This window comes from Dyella thiooxydans, assembly GCF_001641285.1.
Lineage (GTDB): Bacteria > Pseudomonadota > Gammaproteobacteria > Xanthomonadales > Rhodanobacteraceae > Dyella_A > Dyella_A thiooxydans.
The window spans coordinates 3,218,604-3,240,536 of the sequence record NZ_CP014841.1 but is presented as its reverse complement, the minus strand read 5'-3'; the positions used below and the strand labels follow the sequence as shown (position 1 = coordinate 3,240,536).

Genomic DNA, 21,933 nt, shown 5'->3' with positions numbered 1-21,933 from the left:
TCAGGCCTTTGCCAGGTGCTTCGGACGCGCCTGGGTCAGCTGCTGCAGCAGCTCCGGCGAGATGTTGAGCTCGCCGATCCGCTCCGCGTTGGCCGCCAGCCCCTGGAATGCCTGGGCGATCAGCACGCCGGGATCGGCCTGGCCCACCATCAGCGCCTGCAGTACGCGCGGGTCGATGTCCTGCACCGCCTTCATGGTGGCGGCCATCGCGTAGGCCTTGGCGTCCGCTTCGGTGCGGGCGTTGTCGCTGCGCAGGGTGGTCAGTCCCTTGTTCTTCTCTTCCATCGCGATGCGGCCGGCCATCTCCTGGTCGCGGATCGCCTGGCGCTTGCTCAGCTCGGCCTGCTCGGCTTCCAGCTGGGCCTCGCGGATCTGCCGCTTCTTCGCTTCCACCGCGATCTCGGTGTTGAGTTCGTTTTCCTTGACCGCGCGTTCCTGCTCGATCGCCGCATTGCGACGGGCATAGGTGGCGTCGTCGGCCTGCTTGAGGATCTGCTCGCGCACCTGCGCCTCCAGCGCCCGTGCGGTCTCCGGATTGGGCTTTACGGCGAGGATCGCCAGGTTGACCAGTTCCAGGCCGAGGCTGGGCAGGCCTTCCGGGCGCTGCAGGCCGTCACGGACGGCCTTCACCAGGTGATCCGAGCCCTGCAGCAACTCCTGCAGGGTCTTGCCCTGCAGCACCGAGCGCAGCTGCACCTGCACCGCGTTGACCACGCGCTGCGGAAGCTTGGTGTGGTCCTCGGAGACGTAGCTGCCATCGGGCTTGAGGGTGAAGTTCATCAGACCGGCGAGCGTGATCGGCGCGGCCACGCGGTAGGTCACCTGACCCTGCACGGTGACCACCTGAAAGTCGCTGCTCACCTCCTGGAACATGAAGGGCGCATCCACGCTCTCGAGCGGGATCGACACCAGCGAGGCGTTGGGCGCGAAGTACCAGAAGGACAGACCGGTGCCCTCGCGCATGGCTTTGCCGTTCTTGTACTGCAGCAGGTAGGTGCTGGGGCTGGCTTTGACGTAGCGGAATCCAAACATGGCAGTGCTCCTTCCTTGAGGGTTAGATGATTTGGCTGCGGGCGCGGACGTCGTCGAACGACTCGTCGCGCACGAGCTGGCCGTTTTCCCAGACGGTCTCCAGGGCATGCGCCCAGCCGGCCGGCGGCGGGTAGGCCTCCACGGTCGGGACATCGTTGGGGACGGTGACGGTCTTGTAGGTGCCGTACTCGCGGTGCCGCAGCAGGGCCAGGCGGCCGCGCTGCGAGGTCTTGCCGGCGTCGGTGGCCGGTGCCTTGTAGACGTCGATCCACTGACCGTCGATGCGGGCGGCCGAGCACTTCAGCGCGAACTTCTGCGTGTCGCGGTTCATGTGCTGCAGCAGCGCGCCGCCCATGCCGAAGGCGAGGTTGTCGGTGGCGTAGCCGGCGGCGGTGATGCGCTCGAGGATGGCCGCGATGCTGTGCGGATTGACCCCGTCGCCCTGGATCAGCCGCACGTGGTTGAGCACTTTGTAGCCCTTGCCATTGACGGTGCTGCCGAAGGCGGCATCCAGACGCACCAGGCACTCATGGACGACTTCCACCGGATCGCCCGAGTCGGGGCGGACCACCACGGTGGCGCCCGAACGGATCACCTCGTCCTTGAGCGTCTTGCCCCAGTGCTCGTCGATCGCGCGGTAGATGTCGTAGCTGTCCGACACCACGGCCAGCAGCGCGCCGGGCTTGCCGAACTGGGTCAGCATGTTGCGGAAGGCGTCCACCTCGCGGTCGCGGCCCCAGCTGGTGATGGTGCTGTGCTCGGCCGCCGGGATCGAGAAGCCGGCCATCGGGGCGCCGTAGAAGCGGCGGGCCGCCAGCACGCCCGACACCGTGTCGCTGCCCTGGAAATTCACCAGGTGCGCCATGCCGCCGAGCGCCGCCGACTCGGCACTGGAGACCCCGCGGGCACCGAAGTCGTGCAGCTTGAACGGCAACTGCTCGTCCGGCGCATCGCTGGTCTTCTCCAGATAGGCGCGCAGGGTCTGCTTCACGTGCCAGCTGACCGTGGCCACCGTCACCGGGTACCACAGGCGCAGCAGCAGGGTTTCCAGGTAGCTCGGCAGCCAGAAGGCGTCCGGGTCGGTCGACTCGATCGTGACGAGGGCCTGATGGGTGGGCACCACGCTGCCTTCGGGCACCGCGCGGATGCGCAGCGGCAGCCGTCCGCCATGGACGTCGACGATGCGGCGCCACCCGGCCTCGTTGAAGGGTTCGCCGTGCGCGGCGAAGAAGTCGCGCGCCTCATCCACGTCGGCGTGGGTGACCGGAGCGCTCAGGTATTCCTTGAGGATGGCCTGCAGGCCGAAGAACACCGTCTTGTCGTACTCGCCGCCGCGCGACTCGACGTAGAAGAAGGTCTGGTCGGTGCCGGGCGGGTACTGCAGCCAGTGGCTGGCCTTGTAGCTGTCGGTGTTGAGGAGAAGGTTATTGAGGTAGTGCATGACGGAAGCTCCTTCGCGTCAGGTGAACCGGCGGTCTATCCGCCGGCGGGAAGACGGGGGAATCAGCCCCGTCCGAGGAAGAACTCCAGGATGTAGAGGTGGTCTTCGAACAGCTGCGGGCCCATCTCCAGCGCCTCGCTGACCGGGAACCAGCGCGCCTTCTCGGCGTCGTCGCTGCCCTTCACGGGCGGCAGCTCCCCGGTGGGGAAGTCGAAGTGGAAAGCGTGGGTGATCGTGCGACCGCGCAGCGAGCGATCCGGATGGTCGAAGACGTGCTGGTTCTTGAGCGAACCGCGCAGCACGGGTACCGGGATCTTCAGCCGGGTTTCCTCGCGCAGCTCGCGCAGGCAGCTGGTCAGGATCGTCTCGTCCGGCTTGATGAACCCGCCCGGCAGTGCCCACAACCCTTTGCCGGGCTCCGAACGACGGCGGACCAGCAGCACGTGGCCTGAGTGCACGACCACGGCATCGGTGGTAACGAAGGTCGGTGCATAGGGTGCGGCCGACCAACCGGCACGGTAGTCCTCGATGAAGCGGTACTCGTTGAGCAGTTGCTCGAAGGCACCACCGTTCTTGCGGAACGCCTCGAGCATCTCGAACACCGGTCCCGGTACGTTGCTGCGGAGCATAAGCAGGCCACCGTGGAAGTCGAGCTTGCCGGCCTCGAACAGGTAGCGGCGCAGCTCGGTGGCCGACAACGTTTCGGTGTGGCGCACATCGACCAGCGGCCACTGCGGGAATTCCTGCAGGTAGTAGCTGCTGGCGTCCTTCTCCTGCCCGATCAGGCCGATCCGGCTGTCCGCCGGACCGCCATCCTCGCGGATCGCCTCGTTGACCTTGCGCTGCACGGTGGCGACCCACTGCGCCTCGTTGTAGAGGTGATCGCGCAGTGGCAGGGTGATCAGGCGATCCACCGCATCATCCAGCGCGGCGCGAATCATCACCGAGCGCTCGGCGACGGTCCAGGGATTGCGGATGGAGCGGGGGGTGTCGGCCGAACCGATCAGGAAGATCAGCTTCTTCGCCTTGCTCAGCGCGTGGCGAGCGACGGCAGCATGCCCAATGTGGAAGGGCTCGAAACGGCCAATGAAGACCAGGTAATCGAAGTCCATGAGAATCCCTCACGGTTGTTGGATCTTCCGGGTCTGTCCCAGAAGGTGAGACATAGGCTACGCCGCCCGTGGACTAAGTCAATGATCAGCAGTGACCCGCCGGGAGGCTGGCCTCAAACATCGGCGCAACTCAAAAGCATGGCGCGTCGCAACAGTCACGAGACATGCCTGACGCGTCAACTCGGGTACGTCCGCGCCAAAGACGTGGACGTCGCACTGGAGCCGATTGCTACAAGCAATACAGCTACCGCCACTCGCCATCAGACTTGCCGTCTTCTGGGCCGACGAACGATGAGATGGTTTCCTGCAGGATCGCCTTCTTGGCTTCCGTCAATGCTGCGGATTCTGACGCGAACGTGTCGTCCCAAACCGTGGAGTTGTTGTACTCATCCACCACCTCCAACGTCCACTGCGACTCGCCAACCAAACGGTAGATTTCCACCTGCACCGTGCGGCCACCACTCGAGAGTGGCCCGCTGAGAGAGGATTCTTCGAGCTCTGGTTCAATATTCATGGACACGTCGCAAAATCCTTCTGTGGTCTTGATGGCTTATAACGCTGGGATTGGGCGACGGCAGAGCTGTCCGCCTCGAATGACTGGTTAGTCACCACCGCCGCGAGGCCCGTTTGCCAATTGAGCCACGTAGTGGGCACGCGCCGACCCCGTCAACGGAACATTTCGCTCACGGCACCATTCTGACATGGCCAGCACATCGACAAAGACGCGTTCAACTTTGCGGCCGCTGGACTCGATCTCGCGAACAGCTTGGCGCGCAGATTGCTGCCATTGCTCGTACGTATCATCGAGCTCGCCGCGATCGGGTACCAACGCGCAAAGTAGTTGCCATTGCTCCTCGTCGTACCAAGCCAGGCGCATAACATAACGATCTTGTTGAGGGATCATCGTGTGCCTCAATTCGCCGAGGTGGCGACACTGGTGCCAAATGTCCGAGTTAAGCCGCGCCGCGAAGCGGCGTCGGCAAGGACGAATCGTTAGTTGCGCTCATGCAGCACCACCGAGAACTGCTCTTCGGGGCTCGGCGAAGTGAAGTGAGCCAGCAGCGCGTTGAACGTGGCCTCATCTTGCAGCGGATCGCCGCCGTTTGTGGCCCGCCGCTGCGCCAACTGCTGTCTGCACGTGGCATCAGGAACATTGAGGTAGTGCAGCTGGTGCTTGGCCCCTGAGCTATCGACGAGCTCCCGGAACCATGCTCGCTGCCGGACCGTGTTGCCCGGGAAATCCAGCACCACGGACGTGCCGTGGCGCAGCAACGCGCAGATGTGCCCGGCCAAGGCTTGCTTGATGCGGCCAGACAGGGTGACGTAGCTGGCCAAGTCCGTGACGCCGCCGGGATAAAGATCGCGGAGCAAGTCGTCTTCAGACAGCAGGACTGCCCCGGATGAGGCCGCCAGCGACCGTGCGAAGGTTGACTTGCCCGCACCCATCTTGCCGCAGAAGACGTGTAGCGTTGCTGTTTCGATCACCGGAGTGCTCCCGAGCGCACCTAACGCTTGAGTTAAGCGGCGCGCGTAAGCGCGTCCGCCTTGAACGATATGTTAGGCGCCACCTGATACTGACGGGGGCCCCGGCTTACCAACCCAGCCGCTTTCGACGGCTTCAACGGCGGCAAGAATACGCTCTGCAAATGCTCGTGCCTGAGTGACGTCGAACTCGACCGCGCCCTCAAACGGCATGGCGACAACCTTGATGAAGACGACACCTTCGTCCTGGCGTGCCTCACATGACACGGTCTCTTCGTAGGGCTTCGGAGGTTGCTCGGACATGCCTGTTGTGGCGCCTAACGCTGGAGTTAAGCGGCGGCGGTACGCCGTCCGCTTGGACGAGTGGTTAGGTGCGACCATGGATGCCCAGGCGCACCTTTGCTGCGTAAGGAAGATACCTTTGCTGAAGCTCGTACTGGACTGCTGAGATTGTGCTCGGCAGCTCTTCTGGCTGCCACCCTTCGAGTTCACGCACGGCGACGAAGCCCATGGTGAGATCTTCGAGGCGCTCGGGTGGCTCAGTGCCAGAAAGAACGGCCTGACAGTACTGAAGCTGGCGCAGGACTGAGACACGCCAAGACAGCTCGTGCGGAAGCGCCTCAACCTGCTTTGCTGCCCATTCGATTTGCTGCGCAGTGTCCATTGCACCTAACGCCCGAGTTAAGCGGCGCGCGGTACGCGCGTCCGCTTGGACGAAGAGTTAGGGGTGCCGACAGAGTAGCTAGCCTGTGAGCGTTGCATTTAGCACCTCAAGGTGATCGGCGGCGACGGCGTAAACCTCTGCGTCGAAATCGCAGGGAAATGGTGTGTGCACGACGAGCTCGACCCGAAACCAAGGACTGTCGCTTGAGGTTGCGACGTACTCGCCCACAACGGGGATGCGAGAAAAATCGCGCTCTTCGTTGTACCAGTCGCGCTGCTGCGGACTTCTAGTGTGAAAGAAAACCTTCATGGAACGCTTGCTCCCTTTGGACGCCTAACGCTGGAGTTGAGCGGCGGCGCAGCCGTCCGCCTCGAACGAATTGTTAGGCGTACACGCATTCAGTGCCATAGTTTCCACCAAGGCTTGGCCTGAGCTTCTGGACTAGCTTGTCTGCCGGCGGCTGGTTTAGCGCTAGGGCTTTTCGGATAAGTGAATTCAACATTGAAGGACCACGATCCATCTTGACGAAAAAAATGGATGGAAGCCCTGACCCACCAGTCGCCAGACTGCCGCATGACAACGTAGAGATCTTCGCAAAGCTGCCTCAATGCGCCACTGATTTGAGCCTTGTCCTTCGCCTTCTCATTTTTGAGCGCGTAGTTCATGTACGACCCATCGCAGTCAATGCTGAGCCAGCCTTCACTCCAGCTCTCAGGGGAGCATGCGATGGCTTCTTTCATGAGCGTGTTGAGCTGTTCCGTGTAGCGATCGAACTTATCGGTCACGCAATTCCCCTTTGCGCCTAACGCTGGAGTTAAGCGGCGGCGAAGCCGTCCGCCTTGAACGAGATGTTAGGCGCCGACTACAGCGGGCGCCTGCTCACCACAAACCACACAGCGACCTTGGCTCTTCGCGCAGTCAACGCATATCGTCCAGGCGGTGTTGCAGTAATTTCTGCTCGCATTGCCACCTTGGCTATTCCAGATTGAGCCGCAAAGCGTGCAACTGCGCACCGACCGATTGAGTTCAGTCTTTTTACAAGCTTCCGAGCAAAAGAGTGGTTCTTCCTGAGTCGCCATGATCGTTGATCGTTGCCTTGGTGCCTAACTACTATTTATACGGACGCTACGGTCCGGTTATACATCCAGTCGGCTACAACACGTATTGACCCACAAGCCGATGATCTTAGTGGAGTTTAGGATGCGGATGTCCGCTAAACAATCCGACGCAAACCCGGACAGCGCTGGCTAGGCCTTTCGGCTATCGTGCTGCTTTTCCCAGCAAGCCAAAGGAGCCAAGGAAATGGGGTAACAACCCGATCTCTGCCCAGCCCCCGCGCCTCATGGATCGTGTTTCTCAGGTCTGCCGGCGGAGGCACCTAAGCCGTCGTACGGAAGACGCCTACCGCTATTGGATCAGGCGCTACATCTACTTCCACGCTAAGCGACACCCTGTCGAGGTCGGCGCTGCAGGCATCACGCCGTTCGTCAATTTCCTGGCCTGCGAGCAAAGGGTGGCCGCGTCGACCCAATCCCAGGCGCTCAACGCCGTCCTGTTTCTTTACCGAGAAGTATTAGACGTCGACGTTGGCCACCTTGATGGGCTTCGCCGCGTCCAACGCCCGGCCCGCCTGCCAACCGTCCTTACGGTGGGGGAAGTTCGGGACGTACTGGCCCAAATGTCTGGAACGCCCCGCCTCATGGCCGAGCTGCTTTACGGTGCGGGCCTTAGGGTGTCTGAGGCCATGTCTCTGCGCGTGAAGGACTTGGACATGCAAGCCGGCACTATCCACATCCGAAGTGGCAAGGGGAGCAAAGATCGCACTAGCGTCCTGCCTCAGCGGCTGAGGGCACCTCTTCAGCAGCATCTGTTACGCGTTGCGGCATTGCATAAGCGAGACTTGGCCCGAAGCAGAGGGTTTGCCCCACTTCCCGATGCTCTGCATCGCAAGTACCCGAATGCCTCTCGTAGCCTCGCGTGGCAGTTTGTCTTCCCATCGAAGACCCAACGCGCCTGCCCGGAGACCGCGCGCTGGCTGCGGTGGCATGCCTCTGAGACCACCGTGCAACGGGCGTTTAGGACCGCGCTCGTTGCCGCAAGGGTCGTTAAGCACGCAAGCGTGCACACACTTCGCCACTCGTTTGCTACGCACCTGCTGGCCGATGGCACCGACATCCGGACAATTCAGTTGCTGCTGGGCCATCGCAGCTTGAAGACCACCATGATCTACACCCACGTTCATCAGGCGATTCGAACAACTATTAGTCCCCTGGATCGACTCTAAGGTTGCGTCGGTCGCCGCCCCTAAACACTTGGGGACGGTGCTCACCGTCAACAGGAAGGGCCCACCGCCGGGCGATGCCGACGGTGGGTTAGAAGCGGAATTCCACAGACATGCTATCCACGCCGAGCACAGACTATGCCCTCGCAAATGGCGTGCCTGGGCCATGTCTGGCCTACCGTAACTATTTGTTATGAGCGAGGTCGGACCTACTATGGCCTCGCTCCAGGACCCAACGTGAGTACTTGGGTCTATCAGTCCGCACAAACTACGGGCTAATTTTCGGCACCGACATTGCTTCTGAGATCAGCGGGCGTCGATGGCCGCGACCGGCCATGGTGACCGGCCGGGGAGCACCGCGAACTTAAGGCCGGGCGCCCGCCGGCGCGTCGCTGCCCGCGGAGGCCGGGAGCCACAACTCGATCACGGTGCCGCTGGACGCCATGGACGCCGGCAGCGGCAGTGCCTGCACCGTGCCGAGGTCGCTCTGCATCCAGCGCGCCAGGGCCTGCGCGCAGGCAAGGCCCTCCGGCCCGTACAGCAGCGTGGGCCGGCGCCAGGGGATCGGTGGCTTGCTCTGGTTGCGCTGCGCCGTCGCGGTGACGTTTTCCACGCCTTGCACCACGATGCCCAGCGGACGCACCCGCGACAGCAGGTCCAGCGCCGCCGCGCGCTGCGCTTCGTCGTAGATCTGCGTGTAGAGGGTGAACGAGCGACCGTCGCTGCGCGTGCACTTCTGGGCGACCTCCGTCGTCCGGGTGGCCGGGGCGGCCGTTGGGGCCGCCTCGGCCGGCGGCGGCGGGGGTGGTGCTGGCGGCGGGGTGCGCGACAGCGGTGGCGGAGTCCGGGGGCGCGTGTGAGCGGCGGACGCGCTCGCTACCTCGACCGGAGGCGGCGGCTCGCCGGCTGCCGTCACCGGCACCCCCGGCATGGCCATCGGCGGCGGGGGAGGCGGCGGGGCCGCCATGGTGGGTGCGGGCTCCGGCGCCATCGCGACCGCGGTCGCCGTGACCTCGGCAGCGCTGGGCCGGGTCGGCCAGTTGGCGTACGTGGCCAGCGAGTTCTTCCAATAGCTGCTGACGCCGGCGCCCACGCTGCTCCAGCGTGCCGCGACATTGCCGCACTGGTTCTGCAGATCCTCGTCGGCGGTCTTTCCGCACAGGGCACTGACCTGCTCGGCGATGTCCCTGAGGGTCGCCTGCTGGCCGCTCGAAAGATCGTGGCGATTGGCGAAACCACGCAGGACCTCGATCTGGAAGTCGAGCTTCTTGGTGAACGTGCTGCCGGCCCGGCTGATTTCGTCGAAGACGGCGTTCGCGTCGCGGACGAACTCGGCATCCTGGGCGTCCAGGTGCTTCTGGTAGTCGCTCCAGGCCTGCCAGCCCGCCAGCACGCTGGTGAGGACCGCGCCGGCGCCGAGCGAGGTACCGATGGTGGCCGCCAGCCGCCGCGGCGCCTTCGGCGCATCGCCGGCTTGCGGGCCGGGCGTCGGCGCGGGCATCGGCGCCACGTCCGCCTGCCATGCCCAGCTTGTCGCCGCATCGAGCACGGACGCGTCGATCAACCCGCCCAGCGAGAGGCCCAGGGCGCAGTAGGCCTCCCACTCCTCCTCGCTGAAGAACTGGTTGAGGGTGCTCTGCTGGGGAAAGTCCGGATGCCGCCCGCCGTAGCCGGCGATGTCCAGGTCCAGGTCGGACACCACGCGCGGCTTCACCACCAGCAGCGCACCGCGGAGTCCTTCCGCGTAGGTGATCCGGGCCAGCGACAGGCAGGCCTGCCCGTCGTCCGTGGCCATCGACGCCGGGGTCGCGAAGCGCGCCGCCAGCGGCCCGGCCACCGCGGCCAGGCTGGCCGGATCGACGAACTCGATCAGCGCGCCATGGTCGATCCGCGCCTTGCGCACCAGGTTCTCCACGTCGCCGAAGCGGTACTGCGGGTCGGCGCCGCAGTCGGCCAGCACGATCAGCGGCAGGCGGCGCTTGAGTAGCGCATAGACCCCGGTGTTGTCGAAGTGGCCACCGTCGGAGAGATACCAGTACGGCGCATTCAGGCCCGGGAAGCGCGCGAACATCTCCTGCAGCATGGACACGTACTTGGCCAGGCCGACGCGGGACCTCGCCGCGTTCGCGAGCAGCGAGCGCTGCCAGTAGCCGAGGCGGAAGCCGCTGAGGAAGGTCATCGCGGCGACGCCGGGCCTGGTGAACGAGCCCATGCCCGAACCCACTGCGGCGCCGGAGATCGCCACCCACTCGGCCAGCGTGGTGCCTTCCAGCGTCGACGGCGAAGACACGTCCGGCAGCTGTGTGCCGGTCTCCACGCCCAGCGGTCCGACGGTGAGGCTGACGCCCTTGCGGTCGGCGTTGTACATGCCGGTGCGGTCGTCGGTGGTCTGGTTGATGCAGCAATTGATCAGGTGCACCGGGCCGCCTGCGGCGTGCGGGCGGTAGTCGCCCAATGCGACGTCATCGCCGGGCAGCAGGTCGGTCACGCGCTGGGTCGCCGCGCTCAGCGCGCGGCTGGTCTCCACCAGCGGGCTCGCGGGGAAGCGGCCGGCCGCATCGCCTTCGGCGGCGGCGACGTTGCCCACCGACAGGTAGGTGCGCGCGAGCCGCGAACGGTAGAAATAGTGCAGCGACGAACGGTTCAGTTGCTGCAGCTGGTTACCGGTCAGCAGCAGGAACAGCAGGCCGGCCACGACCACCACCGGCAGGTAGAGGTAGGCCGAGGGCAGGCCCATCAGCGAGGTGTCGTCGTTGGGCAGCAGGATCATCTGGAACACGCCCAGCCAGAACACCGTCACCAGCAGCACCAGCGCCATGCCGATCAGGTTGCCCAGCGTCTCCAGCGGCAGGCCGGTGGCGGCGATCCGGTCCTTCGACGACAGCAGCGGGGCGATCGCCCGGGCAATGATCACCAGCAGCGAGGTCCAGCCCACCCCCCACGGCAGCGCGAACTGCCACTCCCCGTGCAGCACCGCCAGGAACACGTCGCGCAGCAGCCAGCCTTCCGTGTCCAGCCCGCCGAGCAGCAGGAATATCCCCGCCGCACCGAACGACACCGCCAGCGCCTTGGTGTACACGACGCGGCTCTCCTCCTGGCTGCGGCGACGGTTGCTGACCGTCGCGAACAACCAGCCGACCACCACCGGCAGGATCACCAGCGCCACGCCGCGCACCACCCACAGCAGGGCGCCATCGAGCGGCGTCGACGAGGGAAAGCCCAGCCAGGCGAGGTAACCGCCGAGCACGGTGGCCAGCAGGGCGACGGCGAAGCCACCGCCGGGGCCCATCCCCAGCATCCAGTAGCCGTAGCTGGCCGCCAGCGCCGCCGCCGCCGGCAGCGGCAGCAGCCACCACCACAGGGTGACGCCGACCAGCGGCACCGAACTGGGCCCCAGCACCCAGGAATAGGCGGCGTGCGGCAGCACCACCGCACAGGCCAGGAACATCGACACCACCATCACCTCGAACTGGGTGGCGACGAAGCTGCGGCACTGGCCGGCGAAGGCCTGCAGGATGTCCTTGCCGCCGGAAGGCAGCAGGAAGCGCCCGTTGTTGCGCAGCCACCACAGCAGCAGCGAACGGTCGTCGGCAAGGCCGGCCTCGACGTCGCGGGCCGTGCCCGATCCCCGGTGGAACAGCCGGCCGAACATCGCGCCGATGTAGCCGCCACCGGACACGGTCGAGAGGTAGTCGAAGCGATGCAGCACGCCGCGCTTGGCCAGCGCTCGCAGCAGGCCGAGGCAGAAGGTGGCGCTGCGGATGCCACCACCGGACAGCGCCAGCCCGATCACCGGCGCATCCGCTGCCAGCAGCGGCTTGCCGTCGGCGTCGGTCAGTGCCGCGCGGCGTTCCGCCACGGCGTCACGGTCGCGGCTGGCGCCGGCCGGCAGTGTCTGTTCGATGCCCATACGACGCGTCCCCCGTCAGGCGGCACGGCGCCCCCGCGCGCGCGCCGCGATCCCGCACCACCCGGACGGGCAACATCCCCATGTCGGCCGTCCATCCCTGTCGCCACCGATGGTCGTGCGCTGGCAACCGGTTCGAGGGTCCACCCCCCAACCCTATTGCCCAGACAGCCCCCCGGCTTGAGCGCTCTCTGTACTCCTAGGGGCACGGACGCGCAAGGACATGCGGTGATGGGGTCCGCGGCCGGCGGGGGCTCCGCTTCAGGTCGGGGATGATCAGCGGCAAATGCTACCCAAGCGAACGAAAGTCGACTCTGACTCCTGTTTTCGCGCAAGTCTGTCGCGGAGTTGGATGGGGATTAATTACCTCCGTCCCCTTTTATCTCACGAGTTAGATAAGTCAATCTGACCCGTTCTTTGATCGGTAGTCTCTTACGCAATTGTTAGGCATCACCCCGGCCTCCGGAGAATCTTTCCGCCACAATACAAAATCCCGTGGCAATCAGAGCGTCTCGGGCTGCAATCGCGGCGTGTTTGAGTTCACTAGCGGGAGAGTTGTTCTTAGGCGTCCAAATCCACTGATCATTTACAAGCTCGCGCTCATGCAAAGGGCAGATCGATGCAAACGCCGACTCAGCAATACTTAGAGCGTTTTGATCATGGGAAGAAAAAGTTATGATAACATCTCTGTCATCATCATACACATAGATACTTGCGTCATGAGCATGCGGATTTAGTCTGACCGTCTCGGGCATGGCAAGCTTTACCCAAGCCAGTGATTCTATGTCCCTGTAGAATACTGAGTCGTCGGGTGACCAGCCCGATCTAATTGCCAAATCTGCAGCAGCTGAAATACTTAGGCATGTGAAGAATCCGGCCTCGACGGGATGGTTGTCTCTAACAAGTGACTCTGTCACCAATCCAATGGCGAGCCCCGCTTCGTCTATCACAGGGCCACCGCTGAACCCCCCCCTAGAAGTGGCCGAGATAACGTATGTAAGGTAACTACTACCTCTAACCCTGACCAGTGCATTGATCTTCCCATCAACTGCGACTTGAAAAGGATGCGTTGTCAAAGGTATTGGTGGATAGCCAATGCAAATTACGGGAGAAAGGAGACGGATATCTTCAGACTGATAAATATCATGGATTGAGTCCATCTTAATCGCTGGAATATCCTCCGCTGCGTCCACGCGAATGACAGCAACGTCGATATCCCCATCTGCTAGCCACGGTCCCCCGATAACCTTAAGCGTGCGTGGCCTGATCTGCTCGTTCAAATGATTGTCGTGATAACAGGTATTAGCGATTAGCGGCTGCGTAATACTTACCTCTTGGACTCGGTTGCCGTCTAAGACATGCTTGGCTGTGACGAAGTAGCCGTCACCGATATGAAAAGCCGTTCCAATAGATTCGTCGCCATCACTCGTCTCAACTGCGACGTATGCGATAGCGCTTTTGGCTTTTAGGTAGACGTTGCGCATCATGCCCCCAATGCTCAATGCTTAAATTCAATGAACCACGTTTACGACACCAATGTTTGTGCGTTTTGTACAACTATGGTGTCGGTAGGCGTGTACTGACTTTAGCGATCAGCCAAGTCGTGGCAACCAGCGGAAAAAAAGGGGCCAGGTTCGCCTTTGGCAGCTAGATAAGGCGGCCCGATCCAGGCTTTCTCCAACGACAACTGCTTACTGCTGTAGTGACAGATCAGCCGTGATCAAAAGAGGTGCGGAGCACCGGCCCGGCACCTTCGGTATAGCTGCCGTCGTCGGCGAGCGCATCGGCGGTGGCCATGTTGGGTTTGTCGACCCACGGCGCCGGCGTGTACGGGCCGGGCACATAGGTTCGCCACACGCGGTCGACCCGGGGAGCACCCACCTCGTTGAGGGTGTAGACGATCGGCACGTGCACGGTCCAGCTGTCCTGGCTGGCGAGCCGACCGGTGGTCGGCACACGGTAGGTCCAGCGGCGGGCGGCATCGAGTGAGGCCTGTGCCATCAGCTTGCGATATTTCCGCAGCACGCCGTCCGGCCCGGTGTTTTCCAGGTTGACCTGCTCGGCCACCGCGTCGCTTACGTGGCCCTCGCGATCGATGTGCAGCGCCAGGTAGACCGATCCCTGCACGCGGGCCTTGATGGCGGCCATCGGATAGCGCGGACGGATCGTCTGCTGGTTCTCGCTGTACAGGCTGTCGGGCGTGTCCGCGTTATCGCCGCCAAACGTGGCGCCCTTGACGCGTGCGGTGAAGTTGCCGTCCGCGTTTTTGGTGAGGATCACCCGCACGTGCATGCTCGCCTTGGCGATGACGGGCACGCCATCGCGCAGTACCGGATCAAAGTGCCACGTCAGCGCCACCTTGCGCACCAGATCGGCGATGGGCTGGCCGTATTTTTCCGGGTGCTCCACGGTGGCGAGCTGCACTGCCCCGTCCTTGGCCAGCACGATGGAGCCGTCGACCACGGCCGAGGTTTCCAGATTCTTGCTGGGACCCGCATGGGCGGCTGCCGCGACGAGGGCGAGCAGCGCTGCACACATGAGCTTCTTCATCGGCGCCTTCCTTGGTGAATGGGTGGTGTTCGCGCGGGCGAGGCGGTCCCCAGCCCTGGCTTCGCCGCAATGTCGAGCGAAGCACCTGGGCTGTCAACAATGGTCGGGACGGCTCTCCTGACGGCACCCACCCGTTCCGACGCCCTCCCTGCGAGACGTCTCATGCGGTGAGACCCGCCACCGCTCTACTGCGACGCCCGCCCTTCCACGAGCCACGCCATGAACGCCCTGATCGATCCGGCCCACCGCGCCGACGAGGCTGCTGCCGATGAACGGGTGCTGCGCGGCCCGGCTGACGGCGGCGCGCTGGCGGCGCGACTGGCCAAGCGTTACGCCGGCCGAGTGACCGGCTCGTTCGTGGTGCCGGGGCGCGAAGGCGCGTACGAACCGCTGCCGGACGACCTGCCACCGGCGCTGGCCGATGCGCTGCGGGCGCGCGGTATCACCCAGCTCTACAAGCACCAGGGCGAGGCGTGGGCGGCGGCGCAGGCGGGGGCGCATGTGGCGGTGGTGACGCCGACCGCTTCGGGCAAGTCGCTGTGCTACACGCTGCCGGTGATCGCGGCGGCGATGCAGTCCAACGCCAAGGCGCTGTACCTGTTTCCCACCAAGGCGCTGGCGCAGGATCAGGTGGCCGAGCTGCTGGAGCTCAACCGCGCCGGCGAGCTGGGGGTGAAGGCATTCACCTTCGACGGCGACACGCCGGGCGATGCGCGGCAGGCGATCCGCCTGCACGGCGACATCGTGGTGAGCAATCCGGACATGCTGCACCAGGCGATCCTGCCGCATCACACGAAGTGGGCGCAGTTCTTCGAGAACCTGCGCTACGTGGTGATCGACGAGGTGCACAGCTACCGCGGCGTGTTCGGTTCGCACGTGGCCAACGTGATCCGCCGGCTCAAGCGCATCTGCGCGTTCTATGGCGTGCGCCCGCAGTTCATCCTGTGCTCGGCGACCATCGGCAATCCGCAGCAGCACGCCGAGGCGCTGATCGAGGCGCCGGTGCATGCGATCACCGAATCGGGCGCACCCTCGGGCGACCGCCACGTGCTGCTGTGGAACCCGCCGGTGGTGAATCCCGATCTCGGCCTGCGCGCCTCGGCGCGATCGCAGAGCAACCGCATCGCGCGGCTGGCGATCAAGGCGGGGCTGAAGACCCTGGTGTTCGCGCAGAGCCGCAGCATGGTCGAGGTGCTCACCAAGTACCTCAAGGACGTGTTCGACCACGACCCGCGCAAGCCGCCGCGCATCCGCGCCTACCGCGGCGGTTACCTGCCGACCGAGCGGCGCGAGGCCGAGCGGGCGATGCGCGCGGGCCACGTGGACGGCATCGTCAGCACCTCGGCGCTGGAGCTAGGCGTGGACATCGGCGCGCTGGATGCGGTGGTGCTCAACGGTTACCCCGGTTCGGTGGCGGCGACCTGGCAGCGCTTCGGCCGCGCCGGCCGGCGGCAGCAGGCAGCACTGGGCGTGCTGGTGGCCAGCTCCGATCCGTTGGACCAGTACCTGGTGCGCCATCCGGAGTTCTTCGAGGGCGCGCCGCCGGAGCACGCACGCATCGCGCCGGACCAGCCGCTGATCCTGCTCGATCACATCCGCTGCGCCGCGTTCGAGCTGCCGTTCGTCGGCCACAAGGTGTTCGGCAACGAGGTCGCCACGCCGTGGCTGGAGGTGCTGGGCGAGGAAGGCGTGCTGCATCGCGAAGGCGAGCGCTGGGAATGGATCGCCGACAGCTACCCGGCCAACGCGGTGTCGCTGCGCGCGGTGGCCGACGGCAATTTCGTGGTGGTGGACCGCACCGGCGGGCGCCAGACCATCCTCGCCGAAGTGGACTACTCCGCCGCCGCGCTGACCCTGTACGAAGGCGCGATCCACCTGATCCAGGCCACGCCCTACCAGGTGGAGCGGCTGGACTGGGAAGGGCGCAAGGCCTACGTCACGCGCACCCACGTCGACTACTACACCGACGCGATCGACTACACCAAGCTCAAGGTGCTGGACGCCTTCGGCAGCGCGCCGGCCGGCCGCGGCCAGGCGCACCACGGCGAGGTGCACGTGGTGCGCCGCGTGGCCGGCTACAAGAAGATCCGCTACTACACGCACGAGAATATCGGCTACGGCCCGGTGAACCTGCCCGACCAGGAGCTGCACACCACCGCGGTGTGGTGGCAGCTGGACCAGCGCACGCTGCAGCAGGCCTTCGACGAACGGCAGCAGGCGCTGGACGGTTTCCTCGGCGCCGCCTACGCGCTGCACATCGTCGCCACCGTGGCGGTGATGGCCGAATCGCGCGACCTGCAGAAGGCGGTGGGCAGCGGCGACGGCGCGTGGTTCGTCAGCAGCGATGCCAGCGGCCGCGGTCAGCTGCGCGGTGCCGACGGCCAGCCCACCGCGTTGGAACCCGATGCGCCATTCACGCCCACGGTCTATCTGTATGACGCCTTCCCCGGCGGCGTGGGGCTGAGTGCCCCGCTGTTCGAGCGGCGCGAGGATCTGCTCGCCCAGGCGCGTTCGCTGCTTGAGCGCTGCGACTGCCACTACGGCTGCCCGGCCTGCGTCGGTCCGGTACTGGCGGTGGACGAGGCCGCCGAGCGTGCACCCAAGGCCTTGGCCGAGCGCGTGCTTTCCCTGCTGGCCAGCCTGTGAGCGCGCTGCGCGATCGCCTGCGCGGCCTGCGCGCGCAGGCCGGCCAGGCCGTGGCGGCACCGGCGCCAGTGCCCGCGCCGCGCAAGACCACCACCGAGGACCTGCGCTGGCTGCTCGGCGTGCGCGCCCGCTCGCACGCGCGACCGAGCACGCCCTTCCCCGCACGCGACCGCGAGCTGTTCGGCGAGGAGATCGCCCCCGGCCTGCGCTACACCGAGGAACACGTCGACTGGCCCGGCCCGCCCGCGTCCATCGACACCCGCTTCGCCCGGCGCGAGGACCACATCGACCCGGCGCGCCTGCTGCACTTCGACACCGAGACCACCGGGCTGGCCGGCGGCACCGGCACGCGCGCCTTCATGATCGGTGCCGCGGATTGGCAGAACGGCCGGCTGCGGCTGCGCCAGCTCACCATCACCACGATGGCCGCCGAGCCGGCGATGCTGCGCTCCTTCGCCGGCTGGCTCGACCCGCAGCGCGTGCTCGTGAGCTACAACGGCAAGTGCTACGACGCGCCATTGCTGGCCACGCGCTACCGCCTCGCGCGGCTGGCCAATCCGCTGGCCGGGCTCGATCACCTGGACCTGCTGCATCCGGTGCGTCGGCACTGGAAGGGCCATTGGGAGAACTGCCGCCTCGCCACCGCCGAACGCCAGCTGCTCGGCGTGCTGCGCGAGGACGACCTGCCCGGGTCCGAGGCCCCGGCCGCCTGGCTCACCTACCTGCGTGGCGGGCCAGCGACCAACCTGCGCCGGGTCGCCGCGCACAACGCGCAGGACCTGAAGAGCCTGGCCGGGGTGCTGTTGCGGCTGTCGGCACTGGGCGGGGCGGGCGCGGACAGGCCAAGCTAGGCAGGCCGTCGGGGCCTGCATTAGGCTCGGCGCTTGCCCGTGCAGTACCCGCAGGTTGCGAACATCATGAACGCCACGCCCATGAGCTCTTCCCGCGCGTCGCTCCGCACCCCGGCCGGGGCGGCTGCATGAACCGGCGCGGCACGCCCCCCGACCCGCGCAAGCGCATGCAGATGGCCGACCTGGCCCGGCTGGCCGGGGTCTCGGCCTCCACCGTGTCGCGCGCGCTGGCCGGCAGCCCGCTGATCAGCGAAGACACCCGCGAGCGTATCCAGACCCTGGCGCGCCAGTTCAACTACACCGTCAACAGCGTCGCCACTGACCTGCGCTCCGGCGTCAAGCGCACCATCGCCGTGGTGGTGCCGTACGAACCGGGCACGCGACAGAGCTTCGCCGACCCGTTCCTGCACGGGATGATCGGCGCGCTGGCCGATGCCCTCACCGAACGCGGCTACGAGATGCTGCTGTCGCGCATCGACGCCGAGCGACTGGACGCCGCCGCCTCGCTGGTGGACGGCGGACGCGCCGCAGGGTTGATCCTGATCGGCCAGTGGCGCCACCACGACCAGCTCAACGCAATGGCCGAGCGCGGCCTGCCGCTGGTGGTCTGGGGTGCCAAGCTGCCGCGCCAGCACTACTGCACGGTAGGCGGCGACAACGTGCAGGGTGGCCGGCTGGTGGCCGAACACCTGATCGCGCAGCGCCGGCAACGGCTGGTGTTCCTCGGCGATACCGGCCTGCCCGAGGTGGCCCAGCGCTTTCGTGGCTTCACCGCGGCGCTCAAGGAGCACGGCGTGGAACTCCGGCTGCGCGCCAACGTGCCGTTCCTGGTCGAGAGCGGGCGGCAGACCATGGCCGCCCTGCTCGACGAACAGGCCGACATCGACGGCGTGTTCGCCAGCAGCGACCTGCTGGCAATGGCCGCGATCGGCGCGCTGCGCGAGCGCGGCCGCCGCGTACCCGAGGACGTGGCGGTGGTCGGCTACGACGACGTCGAGCTGGCCCGGCACTTCAATCCCCCGCTCACCACGGTCAGCCAGCCGATCCACGAAGGCGGTGCCGCCATGGTGGAGCAGCTGCTGGCGCAGCTTGCGGGCGAGTCGGTGACTCGCGCCCGGGTGCTGGATACCCGCCTGGTGGAGCGCGAAAGCAGCCGCGCCGCCGGTTCGCCCGCCCACGGTTGATCGTGCAGCGCAGCACGAAGTCGTCTCTTGCGGGTCTTAGTGCAAACGATTGCAGAGAAGGCGGAGGCCGCATGGCCCGGCGACTTTCTTCGGCTGATGGGAGCTGCTAAAAACGTTTTCATGCAAGGCGCGGGAACCCTGCTGCAACGCGCATTGCAATCGATTGCACTGAGGCCGACGATGGATCCGCAAACGATCCGGAGGTCGGCCCGCCCGGGGTATCGAGGGGACGAGGCGCGGCTTCTTTCACCGCATGGGGAGAGAACGATGAACAAGCACGCTGTCCGCAAGCACGCGCTCGCCGTCGCCGTGGCGCTGGCCCTGCTGCCGGCCCTGGCGATGGGCCAGGATGCCGCGGGTGACGCCCGGCCGGGCAAGGGCGACACATCCACCGCCAAGGCCGAGAAGAAGGCGGTCAACCTCGACCAGATGGTGGTCACCGCCTCGCCGGGCGCGCTGAGCAAGATGAGCTCGAGCATCTCGGTGAGCTCGCTGGAGGCCGACCAGCTGGCCGACAGCGGCGCGCAGAGCGCCTCGGACATCCTGCGCGACGTGCCCGGCATCCGCGCCGAGTCGTCCGGCGGCGAGGGCAACGCCAACATCTCGGTGCGCGGCCTGCCGGTGGCCTCCGGCGGCGGCAAGTTCGTGCAGTTCCAGGTGGACGGCATGCCGGTGCTGGAGTTTGGCGACATCGCCTTCGCCACGCCGGACACCTTCCTGCGCCCGGACTTCAACATCGACCACGTCGAGGTGGTGCGCGGCGGCTCCTCGTCGGTGTTCGCCAGCAACGCGCCCGGCGCGGTGTTCAACTTCATCACCAAGACCGGCCAGGAAAAGGGCGGCGACATCGGCCTCACCACCGGCCTGAACTACGACAGCAAGCGGCTGGACTTCGACTACGGCCAGCCGGTGAGCGACAGCACCCGCTTCCACTTCGGCGGCTTCCTGCGCAGCGGCGAGGGCCCGAAGAGCGTGGACTACACCGCGCAGTCCGGCGGCCAGCTGATGGCCAACGTCACCCACGACATCGACGGTGGCTTCCTGCGTCTGAGCGCGCAACTGCTGGACGACAAGGCACCGGTGTACCTGCCGGTGCCGGTGTCGATCACCGGCAGCAACGGCAACCCGACGGTGCGCTCGCTGCCGGGCTTCAACCTGCGCGACGGCGCGCTGCAGTCGCCGTACTTCCTGCGCGACCTGGCGATCGACGCGAACGGCAACCGCAAGGTCACCGACCTGTCCGATGGCTACCACTCCAAGGTCCGCGCGTTCGGCGGCGAGGGCAAGTTCGACCTCGGCGACCAGTGGACCCTGCACGAGCAGTTCCGCATCGCTTCCAACAGCGGCGACTTCGTCGGCCCCTACCCGGCCGAAGTGAACACCGCCAGCGCGCTGGCGCAGGAGATCGGCGGCGCCGGCGCCACCCTGGCCTACGCCACCGGCCCCAACGCCGGCCAGCCGGTGGCCGCCGGCGCGGTGGGCGGCAACGGCCTGGCCACGCGGGTGCACCTGTTCAACGTGACGCTGCCGAACATGGACAACGCCACCAACGACATCAAGCTCAAGCGCGACTTCCAGCTCGACAGCGGCCCGCTGTCGCTGCTGCTGGGCTACTACCACTCGCGCCAGGACATCGTGCAGGACTGGCACTGGAACACCTACCTGGAAACCGTGCAGGGCAAGGACGCGAGCCTGCTCGACGTCTACGACGCCAACGGCAACAAGCTCACCCAGAACGGGCTGGTCGCCTACGGCACGCCGTACTGGGGCAACTGCTGCGTACGCTCGTACGACGCGCACTACGACACCGACGCGCCGTACGTCTCGCTATCGTGGCAGCCGGGCGCCTGGCAGATCGACGCGGGCCTGCGCTACGACCGCATGCGGGCGCGTGGCAGCTACGCCGGCGCCAGCGGCGTGACCCCGATCGACGTGAACAACGACGGCACCCTGCAGGTGCCTGAGCAGACCGTGCCGGTGGTGGACAACAACGCCGCCAAGCCGATCCGCTACACCAAGAGCCACCTGGAATACTCGTTCGGCGCGAACTACCTGCTCACCGACGAACTGGCCCTGTTCGGCCGCGCCAGCCGCGGCGCGCGCTTCAACGCCGACCGCCTGCTGTTCGGCGGCGGCCTGCTCGACAACGGCACCGCGCCCGACGGCGTGGCGGTGAACGTGGTCAAGCAGTACGAGGGCGGCGTGAAGTGGAACACCCGCCACACCAGCCTGTTCGTCACCGCGTTCTATGCCACCACGCAGGAGCAGAACCAGGACGTCACCTCGCAGACGCAGTCGCTGATCAGCCGCAACTACAAGGCGCACGGCCTGGAGGTGGAAGGCTCGGTCGACTACGGCAGCTTCAGCGTGCGCGGCGGCGTCACCTGGACCCACTCGCGCATCACCAGGGACGCGATCACCCCGGCCAACGTCGGCAACGTGCCGCAGCGCCAGGCCACCTGGGTGTACCAGCTGGCGCCGACCTGGCACGTGGGCGACTTCGACCTCGGCGCCACCGTGCTGGGCACCACCAAGTCGTACGCGACCAACCCGAACGGGCTGGTGATGCCGGGCTACACCCAGGTGAACGCGTTCGCCCGCTACAACGTCAACGACCGCAACGCGATCACGCTGCAGGCCGACAACCTGTTCAACGCCACCGGCCTGACCGAGATCGACCAGAGCCCTGGCAGCGTCACCGCGAACGGCCTGAACACCGCGCGCTCGATCCTCGGCCGCACCATCTACGCCAGCTGGCACTACCGCCTGTGACCTTGAACGAA

At 66.0% G+C, this 21,933-nt stretch carries 18 protein-coding genes; 5 read left to right on the top strand and 13 right to left on the bottom strand.

Annotation, left to right across the window (positions count from 1 at the left end):
* From ATSB10_RS14675 to ATSB10_RS19425, 10 genes are all read right to left on the bottom strand, one after another.
* Complete coding sequence (locus tag ATSB10_RS14675; RefSeq protein ID WP_063673497.1) at positions 1–1,032, bottom strand: SPFH domain-containing protein; 1,032 nt, start codon at positions 1,030–1,032, stop codon at positions 1–3.
* A gap of 22 nt (positions 1,033–1,054) precedes the next feature.
* Positions 1,055–2,473 (bottom strand): nicotinate phosphoribosyltransferase, encoded by a 1,419-nt coding sequence (locus tag ATSB10_RS14670; protein WP_063673496.1) that lies wholly within the window; start codon positions 2,471–2,473, stop codon positions 1,055–1,057.
* A 62-nt stretch (positions 2,474–2,535) separates the two neighbouring features.
* On the bottom strand, positions 2,536–3,585 hold the full coding sequence (locus tag ATSB10_RS14665) for a bifunctional nicotinamide-nucleotide adenylyltransferase/Nudix hydroxylase (RefSeq protein WP_063673495.1): 1,050 nt from the start codon (positions 3,583–3,585) through the stop codon (positions 2,536–2,538).
* A 244-nt stretch (positions 3,586–3,829) separates the two neighbouring features.
* Positions 3,830–4,099, bottom strand: a complete 270-nt coding sequence (locus tag ATSB10_RS14660) for a hypothetical protein (protein WP_063674517.1) — start codon at positions 4,097–4,099, stop codon at positions 3,830–3,832.
* Between the two features lie 87 nt (positions 4,100–4,186).
* Positions 4,187–4,489: a hypothetical protein gene (locus ATSB10_RS19435; RefSeq protein WP_157469283.1), complete on the bottom strand. Its 303-nt coding sequence runs from the start codon at positions 4,487–4,489 to the stop codon at positions 4,187–4,189.
* An 89-nt stretch (positions 4,490–4,578) separates the two neighbouring features.
* Positions 4,579–5,070 carry a P-loop nucleotide/nucleoside kinase family protein gene (locus tag ATSB10_RS14655; RefSeq protein ID WP_205631060.1) on the bottom strand — a complete coding sequence of 164 codons (492 nt, stop codon included), beginning with the start codon at positions 5,068–5,070 and terminating at the stop codon, positions 4,579–4,581.
* A gap of 72 nt (positions 5,071–5,142) precedes the next feature.
* Positions 5,143–5,370, bottom strand: coding sequence for a hypothetical protein (locus tag ATSB10_RS19430; protein ID WP_157469281.1), 228 nt, complete (start codon positions 5,368–5,370; stop codon positions 5,143–5,145).
* A 64-nt stretch (positions 5,371–5,434) separates the two neighbouring features.
* A complete protein-coding gene (locus tag ATSB10_RS14650; protein WP_063673494.1) occupies positions 5,435–5,731 on the bottom strand; it encodes an immunity protein Tsi6 family protein in 297 nt (98 codons plus the stop codon).
* A 78-nt stretch (positions 5,732–5,809) separates the two neighbouring features.
* The gene (locus ATSB10_RS14645; protein ID WP_063673493.1) at positions 5,810–6,040 is read right to left on the bottom strand and encodes a hypothetical protein; all 231 of its coding nucleotides are present in this window, start codon (positions 6,038–6,040) and stop codon (positions 5,810–5,812) included.
* 89 nt (positions 6,041–6,129) lie between these two features.
* On the bottom strand, positions 6,130–6,516 hold the full coding sequence (locus ATSB10_RS19425) for a hypothetical protein (protein WP_157469279.1): 387 nt from the start codon (positions 6,514–6,516) through the stop codon (positions 6,130–6,132).
* Positions 6,517–7,073: 557 nt separating this feature from the next.
* Here ATSB10_RS19425 and ATSB10_RS14640 point away from each other — a divergent pair.
* Entirely contained in the window at positions 7,074–8,015 is a 942-nt protein-coding gene (locus ATSB10_RS14640; protein ID WP_063673492.1) for an integron integrase, read from the top strand.
* A gap of 361 nt (positions 8,016–8,376) precedes the next feature.
* Here ATSB10_RS14640 and ATSB10_RS19805 read toward each other — a convergent pair whose 3' ends face one another.
* From ATSB10_RS19805 to ATSB10_RS14630, 3 genes are all read right to left on the bottom strand, one after another.
* On the bottom strand, positions 8,377–11,922 hold the full coding sequence (locus ATSB10_RS19805; protein WP_063673491.1) for a patatin-like phospholipase family protein: 3,546 nt from the start codon (positions 11,920–11,922) through the stop codon (positions 8,377–8,379).
* A 440-nt stretch (positions 11,923–12,362) separates the two neighbouring features.
* On the bottom strand, positions 12,363–13,406 hold the full coding sequence (locus ATSB10_RS19050) for a S1 family peptidase (RefSeq protein WP_083966241.1): 1,044 nt from the start codon (positions 13,404–13,406) through the stop codon (positions 12,363–12,365).
* A gap of 223 nt (positions 13,407–13,629) precedes the next feature.
* On the bottom strand, positions 13,630–14,469 hold the full coding sequence (locus tag ATSB10_RS14630; protein ID WP_063673490.1) for an energy transducer TonB: 840 nt from the start codon (positions 14,467–14,469) through the stop codon (positions 13,630–13,632).
* A gap of 219 nt (positions 14,470–14,688) precedes the next feature.
* Between ATSB10_RS14630 and ATSB10_RS14625 the strand changes: the two genes are divergently transcribed.
* From ATSB10_RS14625 to ATSB10_RS14610, 4 genes are all read left to right on the top strand, one after another.
* Positions 14,689–17,115 (top strand): DEAD/DEAH box helicase, encoded by a 2,427-nt coding sequence (locus ATSB10_RS14625; RefSeq protein ID WP_063673489.1) that lies wholly within the window; start codon positions 14,689–14,691, stop codon positions 17,113–17,115.
* A complete protein-coding gene (locus ATSB10_RS14620; protein WP_063673488.1) occupies positions 17,112–17,966 on the top strand; it encodes a ribonuclease H-like domain-containing protein in 855 nt (284 codons plus the stop codon). Before ATSB10_RS14625 ends, ATSB10_RS14620 begins: the two co-directional genes overlap by 4 nt.
* Positions 17,967–18,094: 128 nt before the next feature.
* A complete protein-coding gene (locus ATSB10_RS14615; RefSeq protein WP_063673487.1) occupies positions 18,095–19,150 on the top strand; it encodes a LacI family DNA-binding transcriptional regulator in 1,056 nt (351 codons plus the stop codon).
* 267 nt (positions 19,151–19,417) lie between these two features.
* On the top strand, positions 19,418–21,922 hold the full coding sequence (locus tag ATSB10_RS14610) for a TonB-dependent receptor (RefSeq protein ID WP_063673486.1): 2,505 nt from the start codon (positions 19,418–19,420) through the stop codon (positions 21,920–21,922).
* The last annotated feature ends 11 nt before the right edge of the window (positions 21,923–21,933 follow it).